Source organism: Microbacterium sp. Root61, from assembly GCF_001427525.1.
GTDB lineage: Bacteria > Actinomycetota > Actinomycetes > Actinomycetales > Microbacteriaceae > Microbacterium.
The window spans coordinates 918,692-931,173 of record NZ_LMGU01000001.1 but is presented as its reverse complement, the minus strand read 5'-3'; the positions used below and the strand labels follow the sequence as shown (position 1 = coordinate 931,173).

The following is a 12,482-nucleotide window of genomic DNA, read 5'->3' as shown; positions in this document are numbered from 1 at the left end:
GAGGTCCACGCCCTTCACTCAGCCACAGGCGCGGGGGCCCGATCCGATGCCGGGACGCTTCAACGATACCGGAACCGGCCTGAGCGCTCCCCGGCGCCGCGCCGCCCGCTCATCGTGGTCCGACTAGGCTGTGCCCGTGGTGAAGTGGTTCTGGCAGCGGCGACCCGAGGATCGGGTGCTGCACCTCAAGTCTCGAGGAGACCTCGGCGACGCCACCCGCGTCGACTTCGAAGAGCTCGCCCCCGAGATCGACACCTTCCTGGGTCAGGCCGCCTACCTGCAGCTCGGATTCTTCGAGACGCTCAGCGAGCTGATCGCCTCCACGCCGGAGCTCGGGCAGAAGGAGTCGCTGTCGCGAGCCGCCGGGGCTGCACTGACCAAGCACGAAGAACTGGTCGCCCTCATCCGTGAGCGGGGCGATGACCCCACGACGCTGATGCTGCCGTTCCGCGAGCCGCTGGACGCGTTCCGCCGCGCCACGCACGGGGTGCGGCCGCAGGAGACGATGCTCTCGGTGCACATCACGGCCGGGATGCTGGACGACTTCTATCTGGCGCTGTCTGCGAGCTACGCCGACACGGGCCGTCGCGTCGCGATCATCCTGCAGGCGGATGACGACCGCGACGCCATCATCGACATCATCGGCGAGAGCATCGCCAGTGATGAGGAGTGGCGGTCGCTGCTCGCACTGTGGGGGCGTCGGCTCGTCGGCGACACCCTCCTGATCGCGCGCGCCGCGCTGCGTCCGACGACGCTCGGCGCGGCGGAGGAGAAGAAGGTCGAACCGGTCTTCACCGAATTGATGGCCGCTCACTCACGGCGCATGGACGCCATGGGGCTCGCGGCCTGAGGCCGCGGCATCCGTCTTCAGGCGATCTTGAGGCGCACGCGCTCGCGCTCGTCGTGCGCCGTGCGTACCCGCGCCAGCATGCTGACGATGGGGTAGACGACCACGAACGGCACGGCGAACGAGACGATCCAGATCCAGGGGTTGTCGATGCCGACACCGGCCCACGTGAAGATGAGCCAGACCAGGCCGCCCACGAAGGCACCGATCATCGGGGCCAGCGCGACTCCGCGCGTCTCACGCCCCGGTGCGAGGTAGTGCGCGGCGATGCCGAAGACGGCTCCCACGATGAACGCGAGCAGGATCTGCATGGGTCAGGCGACGAAGCCGATGCGGCGGGACTCTTCGGTCCCGAACTCGATGTAGGCGAGGCCCGCAGTGGGGACGATGTACGCGTTGCCCTTGTTGTCGGTGAACGACACGTGGGTGGCTGCGGCGTCCAGCGCGGCGGCGACGGACTTCTTCACGTCGTCGGACGGGTCGTTGGTCTCGAAGCTGAGCTCGCGGCCCGTGTTCGCGATGCCGATGCGGATCTCCACGGTGTCACTGCCTTTCTGCCTCCGGGTTGGTCCCGGGTGGCCCGGATCTCCCCGGCGCATGGCAACTCTACGACACACCGGGAACGGCGCAGGCCGCTTGCTGCACGCTCTCGGCGAACGGCCCATGTCGGCCATGGACGATAGCGTGGCGGGCATGACTGATCGGGGAGCAGCCGTCTCGGCGCGCGCGGTCGAGGCGCCCACGGAGCACCGATCGGATGCCGCGCAGCAGGCCGTCGTCGCGCTGCCGGCCGCGGCATCCGGTGTCGTCGTCGGCGCACCCGGCAGTGGCAAGACCACGACGCTGGTGGCACGGGTCGCGGCGCTGGTGGCCGCCGGGATCGACCCCGACGCGATCCTCGTGCTGACCCCGTCCCGGCAGACGGCGACCGTCCTGCGCGACCGGCTCGCCCTCGCCGTGGGGCGTGCCACGTCCGGGGCTCTGGCGCGGTCGGTGGCCTCATTCGCCTTCCAGATCGTGCGGGGCGCCGAAGTGCACGCCGGCAACGAGCCGCCGCAACTGCTCACCGGTGGCGACGAAGACCAGATCATCCAGGACCTGCTCGACGGGGATGCCGAGGACGAGGGGCACGCGCCGAGCCGCTGGCCGGAGTGGCTCGGTCCTGCGATCCGCGGCACGCGCGGGTTCCGCACCGATGTGCGCACCTTCCTCGCCGAGTGCGCGACGCTCGGCATCGAGCCGGCGCAGCTGCGCGCGCTGGGCGAGGCTCACACTCTGCCGGCCTGGATCTCGCTCGCCTCGTTCTACACCGAGTACCTCCGGGTGCGGGCCGACATGCGCGGTGCGCACCGCGACGCGGCGGGTCTCGTCCGCGAGGCGGTCGGCATCCTGCGGGTCGCACCGGCAGGTCCCACTCCGGTGCTGGGCGCGTTCGGCAGAGTCCGCGTGCTCCTGATCGACGACGCGCAGGAGCTCACCCTGGGCGGTGTCGAGCTGGTCGAGGCCTGCCGCGCGCGGGGCGTTGCAGTGTTGGCGTTCGGCGATCCCGACGTGGGTTCGGGCGCCTTCCGCGGCGCCATGCCGGAGAACTTCGCCCGGCTCGCCGGGTCGCTCGGCGCGATCTCAGTGCTCCCGACGGGGCACCGCGGCACCCCGGTGCAGACCGACCTCCTGCGCGAGGTGACGCAGCGCATCGGCGCGGTCGGCGTGGTCGCGCACCGCGCCGCACCGACGGGATCCGCGCCGGACGAGTCCGTGCAGGCGTTCGCGCTGCGCTCGGCCTCCGAGGAGTTCGACGCGATCGCGCGGCTCCTGCGCGAACGACACGTGCACGACGGCGTGCCCTGGGCGCAGTGCGCGGTCATCGCGCACGACACCCGGCAGGTCGCCGCGCTGGAGGCCGAGCTGACTGCGCGGGAGGTACCCGCTCGGGCGAGCGGCCCGGGGCGCGCGCTCGGCATGCTCCGCCCGGTGCGCGATCTGCTGCGCCTGGTGGAGATCGCGACGCGGGATGCCGCGACCTGGACGTCGGACGAACTCACCGACGTGCTGCTGGGTACCGTCGGCGGGCTCGACGCGATCGACGTCCGTCGTCTGCGCACCGCCCTGCGCCACACCGAGCTGGCCGCGGGCGGGGAGCGCGCCGGGCGGGAACTGCTCGCGTCGGCCATGACCCAACCGCTCGAGTTCGACCTCGTCGACACGCGCGAGGCCCGGCGCGCGGCTCGCACCGCCCGCACCCTGGCCGCGCTGCGCACCGAGTTCGACGGCGGCGGGTCGGCGCACGAGCTGCTCTGGACGGCATGGGAGCAGAGCCGCCTGGAGAAGCCCTGGGCCGAAGCGGCGCGAGGAACCGGGCCGCTCGCCGAGCAGGCGGGGCGGGATCTCGATGCCGTCGTGGCGCTGTTCGAGGCGGCGAAGAGGTTCGTCGAGCGGGGTCCCGATGCCGACCCGCGGGTGTTCGTCCGCGGCATCCTCGACAGCGATGTCGCCGAAGACCGCCTCGCGGCGCCCCCGCCGGAGCAGTCCGTGCGTCTCCTGACTCCGGCCGGCGCCCTCGGCACCGAGTTCGACACGGTCGTCGTTGCGGGGGTGCAGGAGGGCGTGTGGCCCAACACCAGGCTGCGCGGCGGGCTGTTGGACACGTGGCGACTCGCGGATGCCGCGACCCGCGTCGATGCCGCCGCCCCCGGCATCCTGGACCGCCGTCGCGCCGCCATGCACGATGAGTTGCGCCTGTTCGCCCGTGCGGTCTCGCGCAGCCGCTCCCGGCTGATCGTCACGGCCGTAGACGATGACGACACCGGACCGAGCGTGTTGTTCGAGTTCCTGCCGACGCCGCAGGGCGCGACGCGTGCGATGGAGCATCCGCTGTCCCTCCGAGGACTGGTCGCGCTGCACCGGCGCGCCCTCACCGACCCGTATGCGGCCCCACGGGCGCGCGAGCGCGCCGCCGGTCAGCTCGCGCTGCTGGCGGATGCCGCGGTCGCGGGCGCCGCGCCGATGCAGTGGTACGGCGTGGCGGCCCCGACCTCGACCGCCCCGCTGCGCGACCTCGCCAAGGAGGACGTGCGCGTCTCGCCGTCGCGGCTGCACGCGCTGGAGGAATGCCAGCTGAACTGGGTGATCGGCGATCTCGGCGGCGACCCGGGCGGAACGACGGCCGGGATCGGCACCATCATCCACGCCGCGCTCGAGCACGCCGAGGGCCAGGACGAAGAGAGCATCTGGAACGCCGTGATGGCGCGCTGGGGCGAGCTCTCGTTCGAAGCCGACTGGCGCGATCGCGCCGAGCAGACGCGGGCCCGCGACCTGGTGCGGCGACTCCATCTCTACCTGCGCCGCTTCGAAGCCGCGGGCGGGGTGCTGATCGGCGCCGAGCCCCACTTCGAGGTGGCGATCCCGGTCGATGATGCCGACACCTACGAGCACGGCGTGATCCTGTCGGGCTACATCGACCGCGTGGAGCTGATGCCGGATGACACCGTCGTGATCGTCGATCTGAAGACGGGCAAGCGCGAACCGCAGACCGACGCGAAGGTGCTGGACAACCCGCAGCTCGCGGCGTACCAGCTCGCCTTCGAGTCCGGCGCCATCCCCGAAGCCGCCGGGCACAAGCCGGGCGGAGCCGCGCTGCTCGTACTGCGACCCACGGCGGCACGGGCGGACTATGTGACACCGCGCCAGCCGCCGTTCGACGACGAACGCCGCGATGCGTTCCTCGGCCGCATCAGCGATGCCGTCGTGGTGATGCGCGGCGACCACTTCAGCGCACCGTACGAGGAGCACTGCCGTGACGAGCACTCGTACGGACTGTGCCGCATCCACACCATCTCGGCGGTGAGCGCGTCGTGACCGCACCCACTCCGGCCGCCCCGCTGTCGGCCGCCGTCATCGCCGCCGCGCTCGGCCAGTTCCCGCCCACCGTCGAGCAGACGGCGGTCATCGAGGCGCCGTTGGAGCCGGCACTCGTGGTGGCCGGAGCAGGCAGCGGCAAGACCGAGACGATGGCCGCGCGCGTCGTCTGGCTCGTCGCGAACGGCATCGTGCGGCGCGACGAGGTGCTCGGCCTCACGTTCACCCGCAAGGCCGCGGGAGAGCTCGCCGAACGCATCCAGCGCCGGCTCGCGCGCCTGGCCGAGTTCGAACGGCGCGGGCTGCTCCCCGCGCTTCCCGCACTGTGGGCGGATGGGAAGCTCGAAGTCTTCGGCGTGCTGGAGCGCGAGGGCGGTGCACAGCGGGATGCGGGACGCCACGCGGCGCTGGCCGAGCTGGCGGCCCAGCACGCGAGGGAGTCCGTGGCGGATCCGGATGCGGCATCCGCCGACGACGATTCGCTCCTGCACCGCCCCACCGTCTCGACCTACAACGCGTTCGCGGACGGCATCGTGCGCGAGCATGCGGTGCGGATCGGCTGGGACGCCGAGGCCGCCATCCTGTCCGAATCCGCGGCGTGGCTGCTGATGCGGAGGGTGGTCTTCGCCTCCGACGACCCCCGACTCGAACTGCGCGGCGAGGCCGTGCGCACCATCATCGACGGCGCGCTGCGCATCGCCCGCGACGGCGTCGACAACCTCGTCCCGATGGAGGAGCTGGAGGCGTTCCCCGAGCGATTCGCCGACGTGCTGGAACGACCGTCCACCCGCAAGGCCACCGTCGTCTACGCCGACGTCGCCGAAGCGAGCGACAAGGTCGCGGCGCTGTCGCTGCTGGCCGGCCTCGCGCGGGCGTACGCCGACCAGAAGCGGCGACTGGGCGTGCTGGACTTCTCCGACCAGGTCGCCGGCGCGGTGCAGATCGTGCAGAGCCACGCCTCGGTGGCCGAGGAGCTGCGTCAGCGCTACCGGGTGGTGCTCCTGGACGAGTACCAGGACACTTCGGTCGTCCAGACCGGGCTGCTCTCCGCACTGTTCGGCGGCACCGCGGTCATGGCCGTCGGCGACCCGCACCAGGCGATCTACGGGTGGCGCGGCGCGAGCGCCGGCAACCTCGGCGGATTCGCCGCAGCCTTCTCACCGACCGGCAGGTGCCTGAACTTCTCGCTGCTGACCAGCTGGCGCAACAGCGCCGACGTCCTGGCCGCGGCCAACGCCGTGCTCGCGCCGCTCGCGGTCAGCTCGCCCGTGACCGTCGAAGAGCTCCGGCCACGACCGGGCGCGCCCGACGGCGACGTGCAGCTCCTCTTCGACAGCGACCTCGACACCGAGGCCGATCGGGTCGCGGAGTGGTTCGCCGGCGTCCGCGCGGGTCGTGCGGCGGAGGGGCGCCCGACGACCGGGGCGATCCTGTTCCGCAGCAAGAAGCACATGGTCCGCTTCGGCGACGCACTCGGGCGTCGCGGCATCCCGCATCGCATCCTGGGCCTCGGCGGACTGCTGTCCACGCCCGAGGTCGTCGACGTGGTCGCGGCGCTCCGTGTCATCAGCGACCCGGCCGCCGGCTCGGCGCTCATCCGGCTCCTGGCCGGACCGCGATGGTCGATCGGCCTCGCCGACCTGCGCGTCCTGGCGCAGCTCGCGCGCCGCATCTCCCGCCACGACGCGGCGCTGCAGCCGCTCGCCCCCGAGGTCGCCGAGCAGATCCGCGCCGGCGCGGGGGAGGACGACGGATCCCTGGTGGACGCGCTCGACTTCGTGCTGCGGCATCCCGCCGACCACGGCTGGCTCGCCGAATTCACCCCTGGCGCGCGCGAACGGCTGCGCGAGGCCGCTGCGGTGTTCGCGGGACTGCGGCACGCGGTGGGGATGCCGATCCCCGACCTGGTGCGCTTGGTCGAGCTCGAGCTGCGGCTCGACATCGAGCTCGCGGCCAACGAGGCCCGGGGTCCGGCACGGATCGCGTCGGCACAGCTGCGCGCCTTCGTCGACGAGCTGCACGCGTTCCTCGCGGCGGACGAGACCGGCTCGCTGACGAGCCTGCTCGCGTGGCTCGAACATGCCGAGCAGCTCGACGAATTCGCGCCGCGCACCGAGCCGCCCGAGGACGACGTCGTGCAGCTGCTGACGATCCACGGGTCGAAGGGGCTGGAGTGGGACGCCGTCGCGGTGGTGCGACTGGTGAAGGACGAGCTGCCCAGTGCTCCGCGCGACACGAAGGGCTGGCTCGGCTTCGGCGTGCTGCCGTACGCCTTCCGCGGCGATGCGCCGTGGCTGCCCGTGCTCGCGTGGGAGGCACGCGACTCTCCGACGCAGCAGGATCTGAAGCAGGCGATCGAGGACTTCGTCGCCGCGAATCGTGCGCGGCAGCTGGCGGAGGACCGACGGCTCGCCTATGTCGCCGTCACCCGCGCCCGTGACCACCTGCTGCTGACCGGGTCGAGCTGGTCCGGCACGAAGAAGCCCCGCGACCGAAGTCCCTTCCTGGAGGAGATGGCGGCGGCGCTGCAGGTCGAACTGCCGGTGGACGACCCCGGCGAGAACCCGTACCTGGGGGAGCGGCGCACCCTCGAATGGCCCATCGACCCCCTCGGCGCGCGTCGTCCCCGCGTGCAGGAGGCGGCCGAGATCGTGCGCGCCGCGCTCGGCGCCGACCGTGCGGACCCCGAACCCGACCTGCGGCTGCTTCTTGCGGAGAGGGAGGCTCGCCGCGCGCCCACCGGCGGCAAGGCTCCGACGCGGATTCCGGCGTCCCGCTACAAGGAGTTCGTCACCGACTACTCCGGAACCGTCGCGCGGATCGCCCGACCGCTGCCCGAGCGGCCGTTCCGCCAGACCCGCCTGGGCACGCTCTTCCACGCCTGGGTCGAGGCGCGCTCCGGGACCGTGGGCGCGGGCGCCTCACTGGATGACGCCCTGTGGGAGAGCGATGAAGAGCTCGCGGATGCGCTCGGTGGCCCGCAGGACGCCGCCGAGCTCGCGCGCCTGCAGGCGCTGTTCGAGCGGTCGGAGTGGGCGACGCTGCAGCCGATCGAGGTGGAGACCGAGATCGACTTCGCCTATGAGGGGCTCGACGGCGAACCCCACGTCGTCATCTGCAAGCTCGACGCCGTGTACCGGCGCACGGATCGCGACGATCGCATCGAGATCGTCGACTGGAAGACCGGCCGCCCGCCCGCCGATGCGCGGGAGAAGGACGAGCGGATGCTGCAGCTCGAGCTGTACCGTCGCGCCTATCACGTGAAGCACGGCGTGCCGATGGACGAGATCGACGTCGCGCTGTACTACGTCGGTCACGACCTGGTGCTGCGCGGCTGAAGGCTGCCGCCGGCGCCGGCGCCGGCGTCCGGCGTCCGCCGTGCGCCGTGCGCCGGGAGTCCTACTGCCCGGCGCCGGTCCAGCGGCGCAAGGCGGCTTCGGCGGAACGGTCCGCCGCGGCCTGATCGTCATCGTCGGGCGCGGTGTCGCGGGAGAACGACTCGCGGGCGGACTCCTCGATCACGGCGGAGATGTCGATCGGCGCGGTCGAGACATCGTCGGACGCGAACGCGGGGGCGGGGGCGGGGTCCGGAGTTTCGGCGTGCGCCGCGGGCGCCGGGGGTTCGGCGACCTCAGTCGGCTCGGCCGACTCCGCCTGCGCGAACAGATCGGTGTGGTCGGCTGTGCGGGCCGGCGGGGTCTCGTCCTTGGCAGGCTCCTCGGCATACTCCGCGGCGAGGAAGAGCGAGAGCAGTGCGGGGTCGTACGCGTCGGTCTGCATCGACGTGTCGATGGCGGCGGCCGGAGCATCGGGCACGCGGTCGAGCAGCGCGATGGCGTCATCCACGTCGAGGCCGCCCTCGGTGAGCAGATCGTCGCCCTGCAGCCCCTGCGCGAGCGCGGTGAGCAGGCCGATCGCATCGTCGACGATGTCGGCGTCGCCGGCATCGTGGCCGTGCACGAGCCACTTGGCGAACTCGAGCTCGGCGTACAGGCGTGCGCGTTCGCGCACCAGCGCGTCCGGGGCGCGGTTGCTGTGCTCGGCGTATGCGCCGTACACGTCGTCGGCCGCCGTGGGGGCCGACGCGAGCCACTGCAAGTCGGTCGCGGGATCGCCCACGGCCAGCCCGTGCCATTCGAGGACGCCGGTCACCGTCGGTGCGTCGTCGACGTCTTCGAAGACGAACGATGCCGCGCCCGCTCCACCGAGCACCACCGCGGACTCGAACCGCCACAGAGTGTCGGCGGCGACGGCGCGATGCCAGCGGACCAGGAGCTCTTCGGGCACCCGGCGCGTGGCCTCGGCGCGATCGAGGAGTCGGACGACGTCGTCGCGCACCTGCTGCGGCGTGCGCACGGGCAGGCCCTCGGTGCGGACGATCGAGAGGGGGAGTGCGTGCAGCGCGGCCAGTGCCTCGCCGACCGAGGTCGCGGCACCGCGACCGGGAGGCAGATGGGCGGCGTCGACACGGTAGCCGGGGAGGAAGTCGACCACGACGGCCCGGGACTTCCCGAGGCCGGTCTCGCCGAGCAGCTCGGGCGCGCGGAACGGCAGCAGCCCGCGGACGCCGGGTGTGAGGGCGCGCAGTGCGCGCACCTCGGCGGCCAGTTCCTGGTCGACGGAGGGGTCCGCGGGAACCCGCACGACCACCTGTCGACCGTCGTCGAGCTGGGCCACCGCGGAGTCGTACCGACCGGAGATGCCCTCGGTCAGCACACCGACCCCGACGACCCCGACCCTCGGCAGAGCCGATGTCACGGACGCGGCTAGAGTGAGGGGAGAGCGTGCCATGAGCCCAGGTTAGGTCGGGTACGCCCGTGTGCCTTCGCGCCACGCCCGGTTTGTCGCCCAACGCAAGAGAGGTCCGCGATGACGGCGCCCGACAGCCCGAAACCACTCGCTTCGCCGCGCGCCGACATCGATCGCGCGGCAGACGAGCGCACCGTCGAGGGGCTCCTCGAAACGCTGCGTGCGGATGCCTCGAGCCGCGTCCTCGTCGTGCACGGCGACGCCGCACCGCTCTCGGACGAGGCCGCACTGCATTTCGTTGCTCCCGCGGAGGTCGCCGCCGACGCGGAGTGGGCCTTCCTCGGACGCGCGCCCGACGGTGCGGCCATCCTGGCAGCGGTGTTCCCGCGCGACGCCGAGGAGCCCGTCGCCGCTCCTGCCGGCTGGGGGGCGCTGCGGACGATCGGCGGCGAGCTGTCCGCCTTCGACGCCGCGACGTTCATCGAGGGACTGAGTCTCGGCCGCTGGCTGCTGGACGCCCCGTTCTGTCCGGCCTGCGGCGCGCGCACCGAACTGCGGCTGGCCGGCTGGTCGCGACACTGCCCCTCGTGCGGACGCGAGCACTTTCCGCGCACCGACCCCGCGGCCATTGTGGCGGTCACCAGCGCGCGTGATCCCGACCGCCTGCTCCTCGGCTCGAACGCCCTGTGGGGTGCTGACCGATTCTCCTGCTTCGCCGGATTCGCCGAGGCCGGTGAGTCGCTGGAGGCCGCCGTCATCCGCGAAGTGCGAGAGGAAGCCGGTGTGGAGCTCGTCGACCTGCGCTACCGCGGCTCGCAGGCCTGGCCGTATCCTCGGTCGCTCATGCTGGGCTTCCATGCGACGGCCGCCGACGACGCCGCGGCCCGACCCGACGGCGAGGAGATCGTCGCGGTGCGCTGGTTCCACCGCACCGAGATCGGCGCGGCGCTGGCCGGCAAGAGCGACATCATCCTGCCGGGATCGTCGTCGATCGCGCGACGCCTGATCGTCGAATGGCACGCGGGGACGGCATGAGCGAGGGAGCACTCCGCGGCCTCGACGAGCGCCAGCTCGAGGCGGTGCAGACGCTGCGTGGCCCCGTGCTCGTACTGGCCGGCGCGGGAACCGGCAAGACCCGGGTGATCACGCACCGCATCGCGCACGGCGTGGACACCGGCGCCTACTCTCCAGGTCGTGTGATGGCGGTGACCTTCACGGCCAAGGCCGCGGGCGAGATGCGCGGTCGGCTGCGCGCGCTCGGGGTCGAAGGAGTTGCGGCACGCACGTTCCACGCGGCCGCGCTCGCCCAGCTCAACTACTTCTGGCCGACGGTCGCCGGCGACTCTGCGCCCAGCATCATCGACAACAAGGTGCGGATGCTGGCGCACGCGGCGGACGGCCTCGGCATGGCCCCCGACAAGGCCACGCTGCGCGACATCGCCAGCGAGATCGAGTGGCGCAAGGTCACGATGCGCAGCGTAGATGCCTACGCCGCCGCGCGGCCCAACGGCGTGGGACGCTTCGACGTGTCCCGCGTCGTCGACCTGCAGAAGGCGTACGAGAAGCTCAAGGATGAACGGCGGCAGCTCGACTTCGAAGACGTCCTGCTGGCCTGTGCGGGAATGCTCGAGGCCGAACCCCGCATCGCCCAGGCCGTGTGGGAGCAGTACCGGCACTTCACCGTCGACGAGTTCCAGGACGTCTCGCCGCTGCAGCACCGAATGCTGGAACTGTGGCTCGGCGACCGGCGCGACCTGTGCGTCGTCGGCGACGCGAGCCAGACCGTGTACTCGTTCGCCGGCGCCGACGCACGGTTCCTGCTGGAGTTCGAGCACCGGCATGACGACACCCACGTCGTGCGCCTGGAGACCAACTACCGATCGGATGCCCCGATCCTGGCCGCGGCCAACGCCCTGATGCGCGATCGGCCCGGCGCCCTGGAGCTGCACCCGGCGGAGACCCGCGGTCGTCGCGAAGACCTGCCGCTTCCCACGGTCACCGCGTACGACAACGATGAGTCGGAGGCGCGGGGCGTGGCCGCCGCCATCGCCGCCCGCATCCACTCGGGCACAGACCCCCGCCGCATCGCGGTGCTCTACCGTGCTCACTCCCAGTCTCCCGAGGTGGTGCGTGCCCTCGCGGACCTGGGAATCGCGGCATCCGTTCTCGGCGGCAAGCGGTTCTTCGATGTCCCCGAGGTCCGTCAGGCCGTCATGGCGCTGCGCGGCGCGGCCGTCGCCCCTCTGAACGGCGGTCTCGTCGACACCGTGCGCGACGTGCTGCGCTCGCTCGGCCTGACCGACGAGCCGCCGCCCGCCGGCGGCGCTCTTCGTGACGCCTGGGAGGCGCGCTCGGCGCTGCTGCGCCTGGCGGAGGAGGCGCCGGCCGAGGTGACGCTGCGCGTCTTCGCCGATGACCTGATGGCCCGGGCCAAGTCGCAGGACGAACCGGCCATGCGCACGGTGACCCTGGCCACGCTGCACGCGGCCAAGGGCCTCGAGTGGGATCACGTGCATCTGGTGGGCTTCGCCGAGGGACTGCTGCCGATCTCCTACGCCACCACCTTCGAGGACATCGACGAGGAGCGCCGGCTGGCCTACGTCGGCATCACCCGTGCCGGTCGGACTCTCTCGCTGTCGTGGTCGCGAGGGGTGGGGAACCGGGAGCGTGGTCCGTCCCGGTTCGTGCGAGAGATCGGCAACGGCACTCTGCGTGCGGGCGATGCGAGCGCCATTTCCGCGGCAGCGAATCGTCGTGGATCAGCAGTGAGCGACCGATCGCGCGGGGCCGATCCGGGTCGCTGACGAGTCGCGCGGCGATCAGCCCGGCCTCGCCGATCACGGCGGCGCCGATCTGCGGGCTCCGCAGACCGATCAGCTGGGCGGCGATCCGCGGCCAGGCGGGGTCGTCGTCGCGGCGGTGCGCCTCGACGCAGGAGAGGCACGGCCCGTCTCCCGGTGAGATGAGAGGGCCGATCTCGGCCCGGTCGGCCGTGAACACGACCGGGAGATGCACGATGTCGCGGCTCGAC

8 protein-coding genes are annotated in these 12,482 nt (G+C 72.3%); 5 read left to right on the top strand and 3 right to left on the bottom strand.

All coding sequences use genetic code 11. The features are described 5' to 3' along the window. Window positions 1-136: 136 nt before the first annotated feature. Window positions 137-850, top strand: coding sequence for a ferritin-like fold-containing protein (locus tag ASD65_RS04525; RefSeq protein ID WP_056224463.1), 714 nt, complete (start codon window positions 137-139; stop codon window positions 848-850). A 17-nt stretch (window positions 851-867) separates the two neighbouring features. Here ASD65_RS04525 and ASD65_RS04520 read toward each other — a convergent pair whose 3' ends face one another. Beyond that, window positions 868-1,158: a hypothetical protein gene (locus ASD65_RS04520; RefSeq protein ID WP_056219083.1), complete on the bottom strand. Its 291-nt coding sequence runs from the start codon at window positions 1,156-1,158 to the stop codon at window positions 868-870. Between the two features lie 3 nt (window positions 1,159-1,161). Next, entirely contained in the window at window positions 1,162-1,386 is a 225-nt protein-coding gene (locus tag ASD65_RS04515) for a DUF3107 domain-containing protein (RefSeq protein ID WP_056219080.1), read from the bottom strand. Window positions 1,387-1,540: 154 nt separating this feature from the next. Between ASD65_RS04515 and ASD65_RS04510 the strand changes: the two genes are divergently transcribed. Together ASD65_RS04510 and ASD65_RS04505 are read left to right on the top strand one after the other, a co-directional pair. After that, window positions 1,541-4,702 (top strand): UrvD/REP family ATP-dependent DNA helicase, encoded by a 3,162-nt coding sequence (locus ASD65_RS04510; protein ID WP_056219077.1) that lies wholly within the window; start codon window positions 1,541-1,543, stop codon window positions 4,700-4,702. After that, window positions 4,699-8,040, top strand: coding sequence for an ATP-dependent DNA helicase (locus tag ASD65_RS04505; RefSeq protein WP_056224461.1), 3,342 nt, complete (start codon window positions 4,699-4,701; stop codon window positions 8,038-8,040). Before ASD65_RS04510 ends, ASD65_RS04505 begins: the two co-directional genes overlap by 4 nt. 61 nt (window positions 8,041-8,101) lie before the next feature. Here the strand turns inward: ASD65_RS04505 and ASD65_RS04500 are convergent, their stop codons facing one another. Beyond that, window positions 8,102-9,493, bottom strand: a complete 1,392-nt coding sequence (locus ASD65_RS04500; RefSeq protein ID WP_056219074.1) for a phosphotransferase — start codon at window positions 9,491-9,493, stop codon at window positions 8,102-8,104. Window positions 9,494-9,571: 78 nt separating this feature from the next. On the opposite strand from ASD65_RS04500, the gene nudC reads away from it, so the two are divergent. Then, the gene (gene nudC / locus ASD65_RS04495) at window positions 9,572-10,486 is read left to right on the top strand and encodes an NAD(+) diphosphatase (protein WP_056219072.1); all 915 of its coding nucleotides are present in this window, start codon (window positions 9,572-9,574) and stop codon (window positions 10,484-10,486) included. Further along, window positions 10,483-12,255, top strand: coding sequence for an ATP-dependent helicase (locus tag ASD65_RS04490; protein ID WP_056224459.1), 1,773 nt, complete (start codon window positions 10,483-10,485; stop codon window positions 12,253-12,255). Before nudC ends, ASD65_RS04490 begins: the two co-directional genes overlap by 4 nt. Window positions 12,256-12,482: the final 227 nt, after the last annotated feature.